Source organism: Streptomyces sp. NPDC047079 (assembly GCF_040643755.1).
In the GTDB taxonomy this organism is placed as follows: domain Bacteria; phylum Actinomycetota; class Actinomycetes; order Streptomycetales; family Streptomycetaceae; genus Streptomyces.
Genome location: NZ_JBEYUZ010000012.1, coordinates 40,215 through 58,864, shown reverse-complemented (window position 1 = coordinate 58,864; position 18,650 = coordinate 40,215). Strand labels below are relative to the sequence as shown.

Below are 18,650 nucleotides of genomic sequence, written 5' to 3'. Positions count from 1 at the left end.
GGAAACGGTCCGCCGCCGCGACGCCACCGCGTTGTGCTGCTTCGCATACGGCTGAAGGGAACGTTTGAGCGTTTTCGGCTCGGGCTAGGTTTGGTGGCATGGCTTCGAATGCGGCTTCCGTTCTGGTGGCGTCCAACCGCGGCCCGGTCTCGTACGCGCTGGACGAGACCGGCCGGCTCACCGCCAAGCGCGGCGGGGGCGGACTGGTCTCCGGCCTGTCGGCGATCGGCCCCGACGCGGACGCGGTGTGGGTCTGCTCGGCGCTGAACGACAGCGACCGGGAGGCGGTACGGCAAACGGGCGGCACGCTGGACCCGGCCGACACCGGCGGTCAGCGCGTACGGATGCTCGACATCGACCCCCAGGTGCACGCCGACGCGTACAACGGCATCGCGAACTCGGTCCTGTGGTTCGTGCACCACATGCTGTACCAGACGCCGCTGGAGCCTGTCTTCGACGCGGAGTTCCGGCGGCAGTGGGCGGCCTACGAGACGTACAACCGGGCGTTCGCCGAGGCGCTGGCCGAGGAGGCGGCCGAGGGCGCGGCGGTCCTGGTGCAGGACTACCACCTCACCCTGACGCCCCGGATGCTCCGCGAGCTGAGGCCCGACCTGCGGATCGGCCACTTCTCGCACACGCCGTGGGCGCCGCCGGAGTACTTCCGCCTGCTGCCCGACGACATCGCCGCGCAGGTGCTCGGCGGAATCCTGGGCGCGGACCGTGCGGCGTTCCTCACCCAGCGGTGGGCGGACGCGTTCACGGAGAGCTGTCACGCGGTCCTCGGTCCGGGCATCGCCTCGGGCACCCGCATCGGTGTCCACGGGCTGGGCGCGGACGCCGAGTTCCTGCGCGAGCGGGCGCACCGGCCGGACGTGGCCGAGCGGATGCGGACCCTGCGCGAACAGATCGGTACGGCCCCCGACGGCAGGCCCCGCAAGTCGATCGTGCGGGTGGACCGCACGGAGCTGTCGAAGAACATCGTGCGCGGGCTGCTGGCGTACGAGGAGCTGCTCGAGTCGCATACGGAGTGGCGGGAACGGGTCGTCCACGTGGCGTTCGCGTACCCGTCCCGCCAGGACCTGGCCGTCTACCGCGACTACACGGCGGAGGTGCAGCGGGTGGCGGCGGAGATCAACTCCCGTTTCGGCACCGCCGGGTGGACTCCGGTGGAGCTGCACGTCAAGGACGACTTCGCGCGCTCGCTCGCCGCGTACCGGCTGGCGGACGTGGCCCTCGTGAACCCCATCCGGGACGGCATGAACCTGGTCGCCAAGGAGGTCCCGGTGGTCTCCGACGAGGGCTGCGCGCTGGTGCTGTCGCGGGAGGCGGGGGCGTACGAGGAACTGGGCGAGGACGCGCTGACCGTCAACCCGTACGACATCGTGGGCACGGCTCAGGCGCTGCACGAGGCGCTGTCGATGGGGCCGGGCGAGCGCGCGGAGCGCACGAAGCGGCTCGCCGCCCAGGCCACGGCGCTTCCTCCGGCCCGGTGGTTCCTGGACCAGCTGGCCGCGCTGGAGGGCTGAGGGCCGCTTCTGCCGCATACGGGCGGTCCCAGGGCGCCGGGGCCGCCGCGGCCGAGCTGCGGGCCGCGACGGCACGAGCGCCCTGTCCGTGGTGCGCCCCTGTCCGCTGTCAGGGGCGCTTCACCCGAGCCCGCCCGCCAGGGCCCGCAACAGCCCTACGACCCCTTCCGGGCCGTCGACCACCAGGTCCGCCCTGTCGGCCAGTTCCGTGACCTCCTCGCTGCCGCTGCACACCAGCAGGCCGGGCACGCCGTCGGAGCGGAGTTTGTCGACGGCGGCGAAGGCGGGGAGGTCGCCGAGGTCGTCGCCCGCGTACATGACCACTCCGGCGCCGATCTCGCGGACGTGGTCCAGCAGGGCCACTCCCTTGTCCATGCCCGGCGGGCGCAGCTCCAGGACCATGCGGCCGGGCTCGACGATCAGGCCGTGGCGGGTGGCGAGGTCGGCGAGTGGTTCGCGCAGGGCCTCGAAGGCGGCCTGTGGATCATCGGCCCGGCGGGTGTGCACGGCGACGGCCCGCCCCTTCTCCTCGATCCAGGTGCCCCGCCAGGCACCGATCTCGTCGAGGAAGCCGGGGAGTTCCGCGCGGACGGCGGCGACGCCGGGGTGCGGGGCGGGGGCGCTGACGGTGCCGGTACGGGCCTCCCAGCGTTCGGCGCCGTAATGGCCGAGGACGACGAGGTGGTCGAGGCCGGGCACCCCCGCGAAGCCGCCGTGGCGGACGGCGACGCCGGCCGGGCGGCCGGTGACGACCGCGACGGAGGCGACCTTGGGGGCGAGCGCCGCGAGGGCGGGGACCGCGTCCGGGTGGGCGCGGGCCTGATCGGGGTCCGGGACGATCGGGGCGAGCGTCCCGTCGAAGTCGAAGGCGAGGACGGCCCGCTCGGGCCGCGTGAGGATGGCGTCGAGACCGTCGCGCCCGGCCGCAGTGGCGGGCGTCGGCAAGGAGTCCGTGTGGCTGCCCATGCAACGACCCTATCCGCGCGGCACCGGATGCACGCCTGCCGCAGCCCTGCGGGTCCGCTCGCGCGTGGCTGGCGGCGCTGTCCGACCGGCCCCGTCAGCGTTCTGTGCGGCGGACCTCGCGGACACGGCGGAGGCGGTTGACGGTGACCGGGGCGTGGGCGAGGGCCCTCGGGTCGTCGAGGAGGGCGTTGAGCAGCTGGTAGTAGCGCACGGGGGCGAGGCCCAGCTGCTCCCGGATGGCCCGCTCCTTGGCCCCCGGCCCGGAGAAGCTGCGCCCCTCCAGCGCGAGGACGGCCTTTTCCCGGGGATTGAGCTGTTCCATGGGGGAACGGTAGCCCCAGGGGCCGACAGAGCGGACCGCTCAGCCGGCCGCGCTGTCCGCCGTCACCGCCGCCCGCTGGATCTGGCCCAGGATGGCCGACGGGCTGCCGCCCGGGTCGACCGCCTTGCCGATCTGCTTCTTGATGTTCGCGCTGACGCCCGCCCAGGACGTCTTACCGACCGGGTACAGCTCCGAGCTCGGCAGCTGCTCCAGGAAGGGCTCCAGGTCCGCGTCCCTCGACGACGCCGCCATCGTCTCCTGCGCCGAGTTGGTGACCGGCAGCAGGTCGTACTCCCGTGAGAAGTCCAGCACGTTCTTCTCGTCGTACACGTAGTCGAGGAATGCGCGGATCTGGTCCTTGTGCCGGTTCTGCTTGAAGGCCGTCATCCAGTCGGCCACGCCCATCGCGGACTTCGCCCGGCCGCTGACCCCCGGCATCGGGACCATGCCGAACTTCACGCCCTTGTCACGGGCCATCTTCATCAGGGAGGGGTGGCCGTTGAGCATGCCGACCTCACCGCGCGTGAACGCGGCGAAGGCGTCGGCGCGGTTGAGCCGGCCGGGCGCCACCGGACCCGTCAGCCCCTTGCCGACCAGCTCCTCCTTCAGCCAGGTGAAGGTGCCCACGTTCTGCGCGGAGTCGATGTCGTAGGAGCCGAAGCCGTCCAGGTAGCCGCTGCCGCCGCTGAGCAGCCACTGCATCGTCTCGGCCTGGGCCTCCTCCGGGCCGAGCGGCAGCGCGTAGGGGAACTTCACGCCCCTGGCCTCGAGCGCCTGCGCATCGGCCGCCAGACCGCTCCAGGTCGCGGGCGGCTGGATGCCCGCCTGGGAGAACAGCGTCTTGTTGTAGAAGAGCAGCCGCGTGGACGCGGCGAACGGCATGCCGTACTGCGTCCGGTTCACCTTGCCCGCGTTGCTCAGCTCCGAGGCGAAGTCCGCCTGGACCGGGATCGAGAGCACCTCGTCGGCCTGGTAGAGCCTGCCCGCCGCCGCGTAGTCCGCGTACGCCCCGATCTGCGCCATGTCGGGCGCGTGGTCCGCGGCCACCATCTCCTTGACCTTGCGGTCCACGTCGTTCCAGGAGTAGACGCTGACCTCGACCTTGATCCCCGAGTGCTCCGCCTCGAAGTCCCGGACCAGCCTGTCCCAGTACTTCTTGGAGCTGTTGGCCGAGGAGTCCCCGTAGTCCGCGGCCACCAGCCGCAGCGTCACGTCCCCCGAGCCGGACGCGCCCGAGCAGCCCGCCAGTACCACCGTCACGCCCAGTGCGGACACCCCCGCGATCAGACCCCTGTGCCATGTCGCCCTACGCGCCCCGCGCCCCTGCACCGCTCTTGACCAACCTTGCTGTCTCGCCATTCGGAATATCAACTACATAAGGTCTACACCACGTGAGTGGACTAGACCTCTCCGGGCCCAGGGGCCACACTGTCTTCGTGAGACATGTCATCGCCCTCGATGTGGGCGGCACCGGGATGAAGGCCGCCCTGGTCGGCTCGGGAGGCGAGCTGCTGCACCGGGCGCGCCGGGCCACCGGCCGCGAGCGCGGGCCCGACGCCGTGGTGGAGTCGATCCTCGGTTTCGCCGCCGAGCTGCGCGCGCACGGCGAGCGGCACCTCGGCGAACCCGCGGCCGCGGCGGGCGTCGCGGTACCCGGCATCGTGGACGGCGACCGCGGAGTCGCCGCCTACTCCGCCAACCTCGGCTGGCGTGACCTCCCTCTGCGCGACCTGCTCAGCAGCCGCCTGGACGGCGTGCCCGTGGCGCTCGGGCACGACGTGCGCACCGGCGGCCTCGCCGAGGGCCGCATCGGCGCCGGCAAGGGCGCCGACCGCTTCCTGTTCGTGCCGCTCGGCACCGGCATCGCGGGCGCCATCGGGATCGACGGCCGGGTGGAGGCCGGGGCGCACGGCTTCGCGGGCGAGATCGGCCACATCGTCGTACGGCCCGGCGGGGCCCCCTGCCCGTGCGGCCAGTCCGGCTGCCTGGAGCGGTACGCCTCCGCGGCGGCCGTCAGCGGGGCGTGGGCCGAGGCGTCCGGGGACCCTGAGGCCGACGCCGCCGACTGCGCGCGGGCCGTCGCGTCCGGGGATCCGGGCGCCGTCCGCGTCTGGCAGGAGGCCGTGGACGCTCTCGCCGACGGCATGGTCACCGCCCTCACCCTGCTGGACCCGCGCACGGTCATCATCGGCGGCGGGCTCGCCGAGGCGGGGGACACCCTCTTCGCACCGCTGCGGGACGCCGTACGGCGTCGGCTCACCTTCCAGAAGCCGCCCTCGATCGTCCCGGCGGCGCTGGGGGAAGCCGCCGGATGCCTGGGCGCGGGACTTCTCGCCTGGGATCTCCTCGAAACCACTGACCGTTCGGAGGTAACCGCCTGATGGCCCCCAGCAAGGTTCTCGCCGGTGCCCGGGTGGTGCTGCCCGCCGGGATCGTGACCGACGGCCGCGTCGTCGTGGAGGGCACGCGGATCGCCGAGATCTCCCCCGAGGACTCCGACCGTTACCCGGTCCCGGCTTCGGCCGACCGGGGGCACCCCCGTCGTCCGGGGGGGACCAGCCTCCCGGACGCGGAGACCATCGACGCACGGGGCCACTGGCTGGTCCCCGGCTTCGTCGACATCCACAACCACGGTGGCGGCGGCGCGTCCTTCTCGGGCACGGCCGAGGAAGCCCTGGCGGCCGTCCGCACCCACCGGCTGCACGGCACCACCACCGTCGTCGCCTCGACCGTCACCGGCCACCTGGACGTCCTCGCCCGGCAGGCCGGGCTGCTGTCCGAGCTGGCGGAGCAGGGCGACATCGCCGGCATCCACTTCGAGGGGCCGTTCATCTCGCCGTGCCGCAAAGGCGCGCACTCCGAGGAACTGCTGCGCGACCCGGACCCCGCTCAGGTGCGCAAGCTGATCGACGCGGCCCGCGGCCGGGCGAAGATGGTCACGCTCGCCACCGAACTGCCCGGCGGCATCGACTCCGTACGGCTGCTCGCCGAGCAGGGCGTGATCGCGGCGATCGGGCACACGGACGCGACCTACGAGCAGACGGTGGAGGCGATCGACGCGGGCGCCACGGTCGCGACGCATCTGTTCAACGCGATGCCGCCGCTCGGCCACCGCGCCCCCGGGCCCGTCACCGCGCTCCTGGAGGACGAGCGGATCACCGTCGAGCTGATCGACGACGGCACGCACCTGCACCCGGCCACGCTGCAGCTGGCGTTCCATCACGCGGGTGCCGCCCGGGTCGCGTTCATCACGGACGCGATGGACGCTGCGGGCATCGGCGACGGGCGGTACATGCTCGGCCCGCTGGAGGTGGAGGTGGCCGACGGGGTGGCGCGCCTGGTGGAGGGCGGGACGATCGCGGGCTCGACGCTCACCCTGGACCGCGCGTTCCGGCGGGCGGTCACCGTCGACCGGCTGCCGGTGGCGGACGTCGTCGCCGCCCTCTCGGCCAACCCGGCCAAGCTGCTGGGCGTCTACGACCGGGTGGGTTCCCTGGAGCCAGGCAAGGACGCCGACCTGGTGCTGCTGGACGAGGAGTTCGCCCTCAAGGGAGTGATGCGCCGCGGCGAGTGGGTGGTCGATCCCCAACTGGGGTGATTCATCCGTTTGTTGGCGCACGGTGGTCGACCCGGGGACTGGGCCGACCGCCGACTCATTTGGCATGATCGTGCCTCCGCACACCGCCGACGGCAGGGGCATCCTGGAATTCCGCACACGGGGAACCGACGTACGGAACCACCGGAAGCGCCGTCACGACATTCGAGGGAGGTCCAGGTGATCCTCACGGTCACGCTGAACACCGCTCTCGACATCACCTATCGCGTACGGGCGCTGAAGCCGCACGCCTCGCACCGGGTGACCGAGGTGGCCGAACGGCCCGGCGGCAAGGGGCTGAACGTGGCCCGGGTACTCGCCGTGCTCGGCCACCGGGTGACCGCCACGGGCTTCGCGGGCGGCGCCACGGGCCGGTCCCTGAAGGACCAGCTCACCCACACGCCCGGGATCGTGGACGCGCTCGTCCCGGTGGCGGGCGCGACGAGGCGCACCATCGCGGTGGTCGACGAGACGACCGGCGACACCACCCAGCTCAACGAGCCCGGCCCGGCGATAGCCCCGGCCGAGTGGTCGGCCTTCCTGGACACGTACGGGAACCTGGTGCGCTCGGCGGCTGCGGTTGCCCTGTGCGGCAGCCTGCCGCCGGGGGTGCCGGTGGGGGCCTACGCCCAACTGGTGCGGGCCGCACGTGCGGTGGGGGTGCCCGTACTGCTCGACACGAGCGGCGAACCGCTGCGCAGAGGGGTGGCCGCCCGCCCTGACATCGTCAAGCCGAACGCCGACGAACTGGCCGAACTGACCGGCTCCCACGAGCCGTTGCAGGCCACCCGGGACGCCCGTCGGCGCGGAGCCCACACGGTGGTGACCTCGCTGGGCGCGGAGGGCCTGCTCGCCGTGAACGCGGAGGGCCGCTGGCGGGCCGTCCCACCGCGCCGGATCCGGGGCAATCCGACGGGCGCCGGTGACTCGGCGGTCGCGGGCCTGCTGTCGGGTCTGGTGGAGCATCTGCCCTGGTCGGCGCGCCTGGCCCGCGCGGTGGCCCTGTCCGCGGCGACCGTCCTGGCACCCGTGGCGGGCGAGTTCGACCGCCACACCTATGAAGAGCTGCTGGACCGGGTGGCGGTCACGAGCGAGGCGACGGCGGCCTAGGGGGTTTCGGGGTGGCTAGGACGACCAGCCCTCGGTCAGCCACAGCTGGTCGAGGTAGGCGTTGCACTGGTTCCCCTGCTCGCAGGAGATCCGGATCGTGTTGGTGCCCTTGTTGAGCTGGATGTAGTTGTACGTCTTCGTCCAGCCCTTCTCCCAGTCGCCCTGGGGCGCTCCGGCCCAGTTCTTCAGCTTGAGAGGGGTGTTCTGCGCCGTCCCGTTGATCGTGAGCGTGCCGGTGGCGTCGACGCCGGGCACGTCGTAGCCGGTGTGCAAGGTGTACTTGCCGTCCGAGGGAACATCCACGCTCCAGGTCACGGCCGCGCCTACGGCGTTGAAGCCGGCCACGTAGACCCCGCCGTCGGCCTTGGCGCCCTTCACGTCCGAGGCGATGGTCGCGCCGCCCTCCAGCCGCAGGGCCTTGGCGTCGATCTTCGGCAGATCGCCCGCGGCCGCGGACGCGGACGAGGAGGAGCTCGGAGAGGAGCTCTGCGAGGTGGTCGGGCCGCCTGACGCGCCGCCCGCCGTGTCCTTCTTGTCGTTCGAGTCCCCGCCGGTCATGGCCACCGCGATGCCGATGACGACCGCGGCGACCACCGCGATCGCGCCGATCAGCAGTCCCTTGGTGTTGGGGCCCCGGCCGCGTCCGCCGCCGGTGCCCGTCGGCCCCTGCCGGGTCGTGGGGGCGCCACCGGGCACGGTCTCGGGCGCGGCGTAGTGCGCGTTCGGCTGGCCGTACGCCTGCTGCTGGCCGTACGCCTGCTGCTGGGGCACCTGCCCGTAGGCGGCCGTCGGGGCCTGCGGCTGGCCGTACTGGCGCTGGCCGACCGTGCGCACTCTGTTGACGGATCCCGGGTAGCCGTAGCCGCCGGTGGGCGGCTGGGCGCCGTTGGCCTGACCGTCGGCGTAGAGATAGCCGAACGGGTCGTCGTCCTCGGGCGTGCTCGCGCCGTTGTTGCCGGGCGTCATCCCTAGGTACTCCTCAACAGGTGCGGGTCCAATTGCGTACGTGGCTGAATGGCGAGCCTACCCGCTCCTCGGGCCCCAAACGGCTGTTCTTCTCATCACCTACGCACTGACCTGGGATTCATCCCGCGCGTCGGTGCTGTTTGGGACGAGATCGTTTCTCCACGTACATACGCTCGTCAGCGGACTTCAACACTTCGTCCGCCGTCATGCCGCAGTGGGCCCAGCCGATGCCGAAGCTGGCGCCGACCCGCATGGCGCGGCCGTCCACCCGTATGGGCTGGATGATCTCGTTGCGCAGGCGTACGGCGAGGTCCTGGGCGTCGGCCTTGCCGAGCCCGTCCGCGAGGACGACGAACTCGTCTCCGCCGAGCCGGGCCACCGTGTCCCCGTCGCGCACGCCCCGGCTGAGCCGCCGGGCGACCTCGATGAGGACGGCGTCCCCGGCGTTGTGACCGAAGCGGTCGTTGATGGACTTGAAGCCGTCGAGGTCGCAGAAGAGTACCGCGAGCCCCTTGGTGCCGTCGTCGGAGTCCCGGTCGGGGGCGACGGTGTGCACGTGGTGGTCGAAGGCGTCGTACGGGCCGGGGCCGGTGTGGAAGTCGAAGGCGTGCCCGCTTCCGTCGTATGCCGCCGGATGGTCGGTCTCGTACGCGCCGAACGCGGTGTCCAGGGATTCGGCCGCGCCCGGCGGCAGGGACTGGGGCCGCTGGCACAGCCGGGCCGACAGCCGCGAGCGCAGTTCGGCCGAGTTGGGCAGGCCGGTGAGCGAGTCGTGGGAGGCGCGGTGCGCGAGCTGGAGCTCGCGCCGCTTGCGCTCCTCGATGTCCTCGACGTGGGTGAGCAGGAAGCGGGGCCCGTCGGCGGCGTCCGCGACGACGGAGTTGCGCAGGGAAACCCAGACATACGTGCCGTCCCGGCGCCCGAGCCTCAGCTCGGCCCGGCCGCCCTCGGCGGAGGTGCGCAGCAGGGTGCCGATGTCCTCGGGGTGGACGAGGTCGGAGAACGAGTAGCGGCGCATGGCGGAGGCGGGCCGGCCGAGCAGACGGCACAGGGCGTCGTTGGTGCGCAGGATCCGCCCGTGCTGGTCGCCGCCCATCTCGGCGATGGCCATGCCGGAGGGCGCGTATTCGAAGGCCTGCCGGAAGGACTCCTCGCTGGCGCGCAGGGCCTGCTGTTCCCGTTCCAGGCGGACCAGGGCCCGCTGCATGTTGGCTCTCAGCCGGGCGTTGCTGATGGCTATGGCGGCCTGGAAGGCGTACATCTGGAGCGCCTCGCGGCCCCAGGCGCCGGGCCGTCGCCCGTTGCGCGGGCGGTCGACGGAGATGACCCCGATGAGTTCACCGCGGGTGCCCTGGACGCTCGGCGTGTGCATCGGCGCGAAGAGGCGGTCGGAGGGGTGCCACTCGTCCTCGAAGCGGGGTTCCGGGCCGTCGGTGTACCACTGCGGGACGTCGTCGTCGTCGAGGACCCAGCCCTCGGTGTGCGGTATGAACCTCAGGTCGCCCCAGGCCTCGCCCATGGCCAGCCGGCGCTCCCAGGAGGCGCGGGAGCCGACGCGGCCGGTGATGAGTGCCTCGGCCGCGGAGTTCCCGGCGAGCGCGGCGACGACGAGGTCGCCGTCGGGGCGTACGAGGTTGACGGCCGCCAGCTCGTAGCCGAGGCCGGCGACGATGCCGTCGGCGACGGTCTGGAGTGTGTCCGCAAGGCTCCGGGCGGTGTTCATGTCCGCCATCACCTGGTGCAGCTGCCGCAGGGTGGCAAGGCGGACGTACGGCTCCGACTCGGTCTCCATGCGCCCTCCCCTCGAGGTCTCGCAGCAACTCCAGGGACACTTCGGCGTACTACGATTCTCCCTGTTTTCCTCGGTGCGCTACTCGGCGTACTCCGGACGTAGCGTCGCGCAGCGTCCCCGCCACTGAATCACAGCGCGCTGCCCATTAGGTACACAGGGTCAACAAAATACTGCTCCTGTGACTCAAGTCACAGTAAAACATGAACAATTGGGAGGGGATTCCGCGCTTTTCCGGTGCATTCCGCGCGCGCATTTCATCACCCTGTGCAGACCCTGCGATCATACGCGCCAACTGGGTGTGACGAGAGCCGAGTTGAGCCCGGGGGACGGGCCGGCGGCACCCGCGGCCTCGGCCGCCGGACCTAGGTCGCGGCTCGGCCCCGGGCCCGATGTGGGGTCCGGGGGTGCCGACTAGCGTTCTTGTGTGCTGAACACTCCCCCTGCCCCGCTCCTGACCGCCGTCGCGCCCGCCTCCGGGCATCCTGAGGGGGTGAGCAACGACGAGTTCCGCGCCGCCATGTCCCGGCTGGCCACGGGCGTGGTCCTGGTGACCGCCAACGAGCCCGCGCTGGACCCGGAGGGGCCGGGCGGCGAGGACGTCGGCATGACGGCCAACGCGTTCATGTCGGTGTCCCTGGACCCGCCCCTGGTCCTGGTCAGCCTGCGCGAGGGCTCCCGCATGGACGACCTGCTGGCCGAGCAGCCCCTGTGGGCCGTCTCCATGCTCTCCGAGAGCCAGCGGCACATCGCGGGCCGCTTCGCGATGAAGGGCCGCATCAGCGACCGGCTGCTGTTCGAGGACATCCCCTACGTCCGCGGCGAGGCCTCCGGCGCACCGCTGGTCGGCGGCGCCCTGGCGACCCTGGAATGCCGCACGGAACAGCGCGTGCGGGCCGGTGACCACACCCTGGTCATCGGCCGGGTCCTGACGGCCCGCGTGCCGAGCGCGGAGGGCGGTCCGCTGGCCTACTTCCGGGGGCGGTACCGCCATCTGGCGTAGCCGGGCCTCCGCCCCCTAGGACCAGCCCCGTCCGGAGCGGCCCCGCTTGGTCTCGGCGCGCCGCTTCTTCTCCCGCAGCCGGCGTTCGTTGATCCCGCGCGGAATCCGGGTCGGCTTGCGCGGCTTCGGCGGCGGGGCCGTCGCCTCCGCGAGCAGCGAGGCGAGGCGAACGGCGGCGGCCTCGCGGTTGCGCCACTGCGAGCGGTGCTCCGAGGCGCGGACGGTGACGACGCCGTCGACGAGCCGCCCCGCCAGGCGCCGCAGCGCCCGCTCCTTCCACACCGGCGGCAGCGCCTCGGTCCGCGCGAGGTCGAATCGCAGTTCCACCTGGGTGTCACTGGTGTTGACGTGCTGTCCGCCGGGCCCGGAAGAGCGCGAGAAACGCCAGATGAGCTCGGCCTCGGGGAGCGAGACGGAGCCGCGGATGACGTGGGGACCGGACATGAGTCCATGTTCCCGGCTCCACGCGGTCCACGTCATCCGGATTTCGGGACGTCAGGTAAAAAAGGTAAAGCGCCCCGGAACCATGGATACCCCCCTAGGCGTTCCTAAGGATGGCGGTAGCTTCATCCGCACACGCACCGAGGGAAGGGACTCCCAACAATGGCTGTAAGCCTGTCCAAGGGTGGCAACGTCTCGCTCACCAAGGAGGCTCCGGGCCTGACCGCCGTCACCGTGGGCCTCGGCTGGGACGTCCGCACCACCACCGGCACGGACTTCGACCTCGACGCGTCCGCGATCGCGGTCAACACCCAGGGCCGGGTGTACTCGGACCAGCACTTCGTCTTCTTCAACAACAAACAGACCCCGGACAACTCGATCGTCCACACGGGTGACAACCGCACGGGCGAGGGCGCGGGCGACGACGAGGCGATCAACGTCAACCTGGCGGCGCTCCCGGCCGACATCGACAAGGTCGTCTTCCCCGTCTCCATCTACGACGCCGAGGCCCGTTCGCAGAACTTCGGCCAGGTGCGCAACGCGTACATCCGCATCGTCAACCAGGCCGGCGGCCAGGAGATCGCCCGCTACGACCTGTCGGAGGACGCGGCCACGGAGACGGCCATGATCTTCGGCGAGCTGTACCGCAACGGCGCGGAGTGGAAGTTCCGCGCGGTCGGCCAGGGCTACGCCTCGGGCCTGGTCGGCATCGCCCAGGACTTCGGCGTCAACGTCTGACGTCGGGGGACGCCTCCCAGGAGCCCCCGGCCGCGGTGCGCCGCGGCCGGGGGCTCGGGTCCCTCTCCGGGTCCCTTGTACGCCCCGCGCGGGATACGTTGGCGTCCGTGATCCTCCAGCCCCTCCGGCTCTCCGCCGACCACGACATCCCGGCCCCGCTGCTCACCGAACTCACCGCGCTCCACGCCTCCCACCGCGATTTCCACGCCCTCAGCGGCGACTTCCCGGACCCGGACGACATCCGCCCGGAACAGGTGGCGACCGCGCTGGCCGACGAGCTGGCGAACCCGGACGTTGAGGTCCTGCTCGCCCGCGCCCAGGGGCGCCTGGTGGGGATCGCGATCACCCTCGCCCGCCACCCCGACCCGGCCGACCCGGACCCGTGGATCGGCCTGCTGATGGTGGACGCCGCCCTGGAGCGGCAGGGGTACGGCCGGCGGCTCGCCTCCCTGGTCGAGGACCGCCTCCGCGCCGCCGGCCGGACCGGCGTACGCCTCGCGGTCCTGGACGACAACCCCCGCGGCCTCGCCTTCTGGACGTCCCTCGGCTACGAGACCGTCGACCACCGCCGCGAGCGCCAAAAGGGCCGCCCCTGCACCGTTCTCCGCAAGGCGCTGCGGCCCTTGTGAGTCAGGGCCGCTCCGGTTTCCCCTCCCCGTACAGCCAGTCCCGCCAGAGCGGGCCGAAGTCCTTGTGCGGCGCCTTCTTCTCCACGTACGCCGTGAAGTCGGCCGTGGACGCGTTGCCGTAGCGGTGGGCGTCCGCCCAGCCCTGGATGATGTCGTAGAAGGTGTCGTCACCGACGCTCTGCCGGATCTTGTGCAGGACCATCGCGCCCCGTTCGTAGACGGGGCTGTCCGAGACGTGCGCGGCGCTCGTCGGATTCGCGGGCGGGAACGCCCAGATCGCCTCGTTGCTCTCCGGGTCGTCGCCGTAGTCGCCCCGGTAGAGCGCGTCGAAGGTCTGCTGGGCCGTGTCGCCGCCGTGGTCCTCGTGCCACAGCCACTCCGCGTAGGTCGCGAACCCCTCGTTGAGCCACATGTCGCGCCAGCTGTCCGGGGTGACGGAGTCGCCGTACCACTGGTGGGCGAGCTCGTGGACGAGGGTGTCGGTGTCGGGCGCACCGGGGAAGACCGGTCGGGTCTGCGTCTCCAGGGCGTAGCCGGCGGCGTCGGGGCGGCCGACGATCGCGCCGGTGGAGGAGAAGGGGTACGGGCCGAAGTTGTCCTCCTCCCACTCCATGATCTCCGGTATCCGCGCCAGCACCTTGCGGCTCGCCTCCGCCTGCGACGGGTCCACGGCGACATACACGGGCAGGCCGTTCTTCAGGCTGGAGGGGGTGACGGTGTAGTGGCCGATCGCGACCGTGGCCACGTAGCTCGCCATCGGCCTGCCGGTGTGCCAGGCGTAGGTGGTGCGACCGTCCTTCGTCGTCTCGCGTGTCGGTTCGCCGTTGGAAACGGCCTGGAGCCCCTCGGGGACGGTGACCGTGATGTCGTACGTCGCCTTGTCCGACGGGTGGTGGTCGCCGGGGAACCACGCCATCGAGCCCGCCGGCTCGCCGAGCGCCAGGGCGCCGGCGGCGGTCCCGAGCCAGCCCTCCTTCGAGCCGTCGGCATCGGTGATCGTCTCGGGTGTGCCCGAGTAGCGGACCGTCGTGCGGAACGTCTCGCCCCGGTCGAGTTCGGCGCGCGGACGCACCGTCAGTTCCTGGCCGGCGCGGTTCCAGCGGGCGCCGCGGCCCTCGACGGTGACACCGCCGACGTCCAGCCCCTTGAGGTCCAGGTTGAAGGCGGAGAGGTCCTCGGTCGCGCGGGCCGTGATCACCGCCGTGCCGGTGAGGTGGCGGTGCGCCGGGTCGTAGGCGAGGGTCAGGTCGTAGTGCGTGACGTCGTACCCGCCGTTGCCCGCGCGCGGGAAGTAGGGGTCGCTCAGCCCCGCAGCGCCCGGGGTGCCGTGCACACCGCCGCCGCACGCCGTGAGCACAACGGCCAGCAGCAGGACGGGGACAGGGCGTATGGGACGTATGGACCAGGACACGCACGCGATCCTACGGGGTGGCCCGCGACGGTGGGCCCGGCCGCGCCGTGACACCATCGCCCCGTGCTCGACATCGGCTACGCCCTCTCCAACCGCTTCCCCGATCCCCCGCAGACCGACTACCGCCGTGCGGACGTCCACGCCCTGCGGCACGACCTGTTCTGCGGTGACGTCTATCTCGCCGACACCGAGGCGGACCGGGAGTTGTCCACAGCCTGGGGATGGGTGCCCGTGCTCGACTTCGCGTGGGCTCTGTGCGACATCGCCGAGCTGCTCGACCGGGACCCGCTGGGCAGCCGCGCCGCCCGGCCGCAGCGCGCGGAGCTGGACTTCACCGAGTCCACCGACCGTCTGCTCTTCGAGCGCCGCTTCGGCTGGGTGGACATCGACGCGGAGTGGCTGCCCGCGGCCGAGCCCCCGCTGTCCTTCTCCCACACCGAACTGCGCCGCGAGGCCCGGGACTTCCTGCACGATATCGTCGCCGACCTCACCGACCTCCACGAGGACCTCGCGGACAACCCGGCGATCTGGACTCTCCAGTCCCGCTTCCCCCGCGTCGGCTGAGCGGGCGGGGCGGCGGGCCGAAGCGGAGACCGGGGCGTCGTCGAAGGCCGGGGGGATTGTCAGTGGCGGGGTGCAGCATGGGGGCATGGTGCGGAGCGATCGGGTGGTGAAGCCGGCACGGCGGCCTCAGGTGCGGCTGCCGGAGCTGGCGCCGTTCACGGACGGCGAGTTGACGCCGGACGGGGACTACGACGGGCTGGAGTTCCGTGACGTGGACCTCGCCGGGCAGGAGGGCGGGGGCGCCCGCTTCCTGGACTGCGCGCTGACGGGCTGCGCGCTGGACGAGACCGAGTTGCACCACGCGCGCGTGGTGGACTGCGTCCTCACCGGGATACGGGGGGTGGGCACGGACCTCGCCGAGGCGGGCCTGCGCGACGTGGAGCTGGTGGACGCCCGGCTCGGCGGGGTGCAGCTGCACGGCGCGGCGCTGGAGCGGGTGCTGGTGCGCGGCGGAAAGATCGACTACCTGAACCTGCGCAGGGCGAGACTCAAGGACGTCGTCTTCGAGGGCTGTGTCCTGGTCGAACCGGACTTCGGGGGTGCCCGGCTGGAGCGGGTCGAGTTCGTGGACTGCGTCCTGAAGGGGGCGGACCTCACTGCGGCGACCCTGGTGGATGTGGATCTGCGCCGCGCGGCGGAGCTGGACATCGCCCGGGGAGTGGACCGTCTCGCGGGCGCGGTGATCACCCATGCCCAGCTTCTGGACCTGGCGCCCGTGCTGGCGGCGCGGATGGGTGTCCGGGTGGCGGGGGACAGCTGAGACGGCGGCGTTCCGGGCGGCGGCTTCCGCGACCCGGGCGCCTCTCCTCCCACCGTGGCTGGGCTCCGCCGTCAGACTCAGGCTCCCGCCTGCCCCAGTTGGGCCAGCGCCCCGTCCGTCAGGCGGTACACCGTCCACTCGTCCTGAGGGCGGGCGCCCAGGGCCTCGTAGAAGCCGATCGCGGGGCGGTTCCAGTTCAGGACCGACCACTCCAGGCGCTCATAGCCGCGTGCGACGCAGATCCGGGCCAGTTCCCTCAGGAGTGCCCTGCCGTGGCCGCCACCGCGGGCCTCCGGGCGGACGTACAGGTCTTCGAGGTAGATGCCGTGCACGCCCCGCCAGGTGGAGAAGTTCAGGAACCACAGCGCGAAGCCGACGACCTCGCCGTCCTCCTCCGCGACGTGCGCGAAAGCCGCCGGGCGCTCCCCGAACAGCGCCTCGCGCAGCTGCTCCTGGGTCGCCCGAGCCTCCTCCCGCGCCTTCTCGTACTCGGCCAGCTCACGGATCAGGGCATGGACGGCGGGGATGTCGTCTGGGGTCGCGGTGCGGATCATGCCCGCAGTGTCACACGGAGGCGCGGCCCGGCAGTCCCCGCCCCCGGCGGGCAGAGGCCGGTCAGTGCCGCCCGCCGCGCAGAGGCCGGTCAGTGCCGCCCGGCCACCCGGTCCGCGAACCGCGCCAGCCTCGACGACCGGACGCCGGGCGCGGTGAGTTCGCGCCGGTCCGCGGTGCGGTAGGTGGTGTACATGCCGTGCACCCCGAGCCAGCGCAGCGGTTCCGGCTCCCACTTGCGCACCCGGTGGTTCACCCACGGCAGCGCGGTCAGCTCGGTCCCGCCGGCCTGCCCCGAGTCCTGCTGGACAAGGTCGCGGAGAGTGCGCGCGGCGAGGTTCGCGGTGGCGACGCCCGAGCCGACGTAACCGCCCGCCCAGCCGAGCCCTGTCGCACGGTCCAGGGTGACCGTCGCGCACCAGTCGCGCGGCACCCCGAGCACGCCCGACCAGGCGTGGGCCACCTTCACCCCGGCCAGCGACGGGAAGAAGCGGACCAGGATCTCGTGCAGCGCCTCGACGGTGGCGGGCTGCGTGCGGCCGTCGTTGTCCGTGCGGGAGCCGAAGCGGTAGGGCACGCCGCGTCCGCCGAGCGCGATCCGGCCGTCGGCGGTGCGCTGCGCGTACATGTACGCGTGCGCCATGTCGCCGAGCGCCTCGCATCTCTCCCAGCCGATCTCGGCCCACTGCGCCTCGGTCAGCGGCTCGGTCGCGATCATGGACGAGTTCATCGGGAGCCAGGTGCGCCGCTGCCCCTTCAGCGACGCCGTGAAGCCCTCCGTGCAGCGCAGGACGTAGGGCGCGCGCACCGTGCCGTAGGGCGTCACCGCGTGCTTGGGGCGTATCTCCGTGACCGGCGTGCCCTCGTGGATCGTCACCCCGAGCGCCTCGACGGCCGCCGCGAGCCCCTTGACCAGCTTGACGGGGTGCAGCCGCGCCCCGTGCGGGGTCCAGGTCGAGCCGACCGCGTGCGCGACCCTGATCCGCTCGGCGGTCTCCCGGGCGCCGTACAGCTCGCGGTCCTTCTCGCCGTAGGACAGTTCGAGCTCCTGGAACGCCTTCAGGCGGGCCAGCTGGGCGGGCGTGTACGCCACCTCCAGGACGCCGCCGGCGCGCACGTCCGCGTCGATGCCCTCCTCCTCGGCGACCCGGACGACCTCGGCGACCGTCTCGTTCATCGCCTTCTGGAGGCGTACGGCGGCCTCGTGGCCGTGCAGTCGCGCATACCGGTCGCGGCCCGCGATGCCGTTGTAGAGCCAGCCGCCGTTGCGGCCGGAGGCGCCGTAGCCGCAGAACTTCTGCTCCAGCACGGTGATGCGCAGGAAAGGTGCCGCCTTCTTCAGGTAGTAGGCGGTCCACAGTCCGGTGTAACCGCCGCCCACGATCACGACGTCGGCGGACGCGTCCTGGGCCAGGGGCTCCCGCGGGGCGGGAAGGCCGTCGTCGGCGTACCAGAAGGAGATGCCGCCGTTGACGACACCGCTCGCTGCGCTGTTCATGCGCCGGACGTTAGCCCCTGAGGGTGACCGGTGTCTCCTTCGGATTCCGTGCTTTTCGGCGGCCACGGGTCAGCGGGTAGCAGCCGAGACCGATCAGCACCGATACGAAGTGCCCGAAATCGGTGAAGGTGGGGGCAAGGGCCAGGGGGACGGCGTACACGAGGAGGACGACCGCCAGATACGCGTAACGCCAGGGCGCCGCGATCCGGTAGGTGAGCAGCGCGACGACCCCGGCGAGTGCGTAGCTGACCCCTATGTCCAGGGTGTCGGCGGCGGAGAGGGGGGCGAGCCCCCGGCGTATCGCCTGAAACAGGGCTCCCTCGCTGGCGAGTGTGGCGAGGACATGGGCGGCGACGCACACGGCCAGCCAGCGCGCGGTGCCCAGCCAGCGCTCCGTCTGGGCGTGGAAGACGGTGTAGAGCGCGGCGTACGGCAGCCAGCGCCCGCCGTCGATCCACATGGCGCTGGTGATGAACGCGCGGACGGGGTTGGACGACAGCTCGTGGAGGTTGGTGGAGCGGTGTCGCAGGAAGTTCTCCTCGAACTCCGGCGACATGTGGTGCAGGGCGACGGTGGTCACGAACAGGACCGCCAGCCAGAGGTAGGTCCCCGGGGCGCTGCGGACGTACGCCGCCGCTGCCTCGAGTCCGCGCCTCAGCCGTATCACCGTGTCCACATACGCAAGTATCGGCTGCCGACTGCGCGGCTGCCCTCGGAGGGGAACGACCTGTTGCGACGGCGCCTCGGGCCGCCCCCGACGGACTCGCTCTCGTACGCGCG

General features: G+C 72.2%; 19 protein-coding genes. 9 read left to right on the top strand and 10 right to left on the bottom strand.

Annotation, left to right across the window (positions count from 1 at the left end):
• The first annotated feature begins 98 nt into the window (after positions 1-98).
• A complete protein-coding gene (locus ABZ823_RS17780; protein ID WP_361660520.1) occupies positions 99-1,526 on the top strand; it encodes a trehalose-6-phosphate synthase in 1,428 nt (475 codons plus the stop codon).
• Positions 1,527-1,646: 120 nt separating this feature from the next.
• Here ABZ823_RS17780 and otsB read toward each other — a convergent pair whose 3' ends face one another.
• The 3 genes from otsB to ABZ823_RS17765 form a co-directional block, all read right to left on the bottom strand.
• A complete protein-coding gene (otsB, locus tag ABZ823_RS17775; RefSeq protein ID WP_361660517.1) occupies positions 1,647-2,492 on the bottom strand; it encodes a trehalose-phosphatase in 846 nt (281 codons plus the stop codon).
• Between the two features lie 94 nt (positions 2,493-2,586).
• Positions 2,587-2,814 (bottom strand): DUF3263 domain-containing protein, encoded by a 228-nt coding sequence (locus tag ABZ823_RS17770; RefSeq protein WP_361660514.1) that lies wholly within the window; start codon positions 2,812-2,814, stop codon positions 2,587-2,589.
• 39 nt (positions 2,815-2,853) lie between these two features.
• On the bottom strand, positions 2,854-4,089 hold the full coding sequence (locus tag ABZ823_RS17765; RefSeq protein WP_361660511.1) for an extracellular solute-binding protein: 1,236 nt from the start codon (positions 4,087-4,089) through the stop codon (positions 2,854-2,856).
• A 161-nt stretch (positions 4,090-4,250) separates the two neighbouring features.
• On the opposite strand from ABZ823_RS17765, the gene ABZ823_RS17760 reads away from it, so the two are divergent.
• The 3 genes from ABZ823_RS17760 (at position 4,251) to ABZ823_RS17750 (ending at position 7,519) form a co-directional block, all read left to right on the top strand.
• Entirely contained in the window at positions 4,251-5,195 is a 945-nt protein-coding gene (locus ABZ823_RS17760) for an ROK family protein (protein WP_361660508.1), read from the top strand.
• Positions 5,195-6,412 (top strand): N-acetylglucosamine-6-phosphate deacetylase, encoded by a 1,218-nt coding sequence (gene nagA / locus ABZ823_RS17755; protein ID WP_361660505.1) that lies wholly within the window; start codon positions 5,195-5,197, stop codon positions 6,410-6,412. Before ABZ823_RS17760 ends, nagA begins: the two co-directional genes overlap by 1 nt.
• Before the next feature lie 177 nt (positions 6,413-6,589).
• The gene (locus ABZ823_RS17750) at positions 6,590-7,519 is read left to right on the top strand and encodes a 1-phosphofructokinase family hexose kinase (protein WP_361660502.1); all 930 of its coding nucleotides are present in this window, start codon (positions 6,590-6,592) and stop codon (positions 7,517-7,519) included.
• Between the two features lie 15 nt (positions 7,520-7,534).
• On the opposite strand, the gene ABZ823_RS17745 is transcribed toward ABZ823_RS17750, so the two are convergent.
• Positions 7,535-8,485: a carbohydrate-binding protein gene (locus tag ABZ823_RS17745; RefSeq protein WP_361660499.1), complete on the bottom strand. Its 951-nt coding sequence runs from the start codon at positions 8,483-8,485 to the stop codon at positions 7,535-7,537.
• A gap of 118 nt (positions 8,486-8,603) precedes the next feature.
• On the bottom strand, positions 8,604-10,277 hold the full coding sequence (gene cdgB / locus ABZ823_RS17740) for a diguanylate cyclase CdgB (RefSeq protein WP_361660496.1): 1,674 nt from the start codon (positions 10,275-10,277) through the stop codon (positions 8,604-8,606).
• 424 nt (positions 10,278-10,701) lie between these two features.
• On the opposite strand from cdgB, the gene ABZ823_RS17735 reads away from it, so the two are divergent.
• Positions 10,702-11,277 carry a flavin reductase family protein gene (locus ABZ823_RS17735; RefSeq protein ID WP_361660493.1) on the top strand — a complete coding sequence of 192 codons (576 nt, stop codon included), beginning with the start codon at positions 10,702-10,704 and terminating at the stop codon, positions 11,275-11,277.
• A 15-nt stretch (positions 11,278-11,292) separates the two neighbouring features.
• On the opposite strand, the gene arfB is transcribed toward ABZ823_RS17735, so the two are convergent.
• Positions 11,293-11,721, bottom strand: coding sequence for an alternative ribosome rescue aminoacyl-tRNA hydrolase ArfB (arfB, locus tag ABZ823_RS17730; protein ID WP_361660490.1), 429 nt, complete (start codon positions 11,719-11,721; stop codon positions 11,293-11,295).
• A 159-nt stretch (positions 11,722-11,880) separates the two neighbouring features.
• Between arfB and ABZ823_RS17725 the strand changes: the two genes are divergently transcribed.
• Together ABZ823_RS17725 and ABZ823_RS17720 are read left to right on the top strand one after the other, a co-directional pair.
• On the top strand, positions 11,881-12,456 hold the full coding sequence (locus ABZ823_RS17725) for a TerD family protein (protein WP_361660487.1): 576 nt from the start codon (positions 11,881-11,883) through the stop codon (positions 12,454-12,456).
• Between the two features lie 107 nt (positions 12,457-12,563).
• Positions 12,564-13,085: a GNAT family N-acetyltransferase gene (locus ABZ823_RS17720; RefSeq protein WP_361660484.1), complete on the top strand. Its 522-nt coding sequence runs from the start codon at positions 12,564-12,566 to the stop codon at positions 13,083-13,085.
• A 1-nt stretch (position 13,086) separates the two neighbouring features.
• On the opposite strand, the gene ABZ823_RS17715 is transcribed toward ABZ823_RS17720, so the two are convergent.
• Positions 13,087-14,496, bottom strand: coding sequence for a M1 family metallopeptidase (locus ABZ823_RS17715; RefSeq protein WP_361660481.1), 1,410 nt, complete (start codon positions 14,494-14,496; stop codon positions 13,087-13,089).
• Positions 14,497-14,559: 63 nt separating this feature from the next.
• Between ABZ823_RS17715 and ABZ823_RS17710 the strand changes: the two genes are divergently transcribed.
• Both ABZ823_RS17710 and ABZ823_RS17705 read left to right on the top strand, forming a co-directional pair.
• Positions 14,560-15,060: a hypothetical protein gene (locus tag ABZ823_RS17710; RefSeq protein ID WP_361660478.1), complete on the top strand. Its 501-nt coding sequence runs from the start codon at positions 14,560-14,562 to the stop codon at positions 15,058-15,060.
• Positions 15,061-15,145: 85 nt separating this feature from the next.
• Complete coding sequence (locus ABZ823_RS17705) at positions 15,146-15,820, top strand: pentapeptide repeat-containing protein (protein WP_361660474.1); 675 nt, start codon at positions 15,146-15,148, stop codon at positions 15,818-15,820.
• A 77-nt stretch (positions 15,821-15,897) separates the two neighbouring features.
• Here ABZ823_RS17705 and ABZ823_RS17700 read toward each other — a convergent pair whose 3' ends face one another.
• The 3 genes from ABZ823_RS17700 to ABZ823_RS17690 all read right to left on the bottom strand — a co-directional run bounded on the left by ABZ823_RS17700 (position 15,898) and on the right by ABZ823_RS17690 (position 18,546).
• Positions 15,898-16,374 (bottom strand): GNAT family N-acetyltransferase, encoded by a 477-nt coding sequence (locus ABZ823_RS17700; protein WP_361660471.1) that lies wholly within the window; start codon positions 16,372-16,374, stop codon positions 15,898-15,900.
• An 89-nt stretch (positions 16,375-16,463) separates the two neighbouring features.
• Positions 16,464-17,870 carry an FAD-dependent oxidoreductase gene (locus tag ABZ823_RS17695; protein ID WP_361660469.1) on the bottom strand — a complete coding sequence of 469 codons (1,407 nt, stop codon included), beginning with the start codon at positions 17,868-17,870 and terminating at the stop codon, positions 16,464-16,466.
• 10 nt (positions 17,871-17,880) lie between these two features.
• Positions 17,881-18,546, bottom strand: coding sequence for a rhomboid-like protein (locus ABZ823_RS17690; protein ID WP_361660466.1), 666 nt, complete (start codon positions 18,544-18,546; stop codon positions 17,881-17,883).
• Positions 18,547-18,650: the final 104 nt, after the last annotated feature.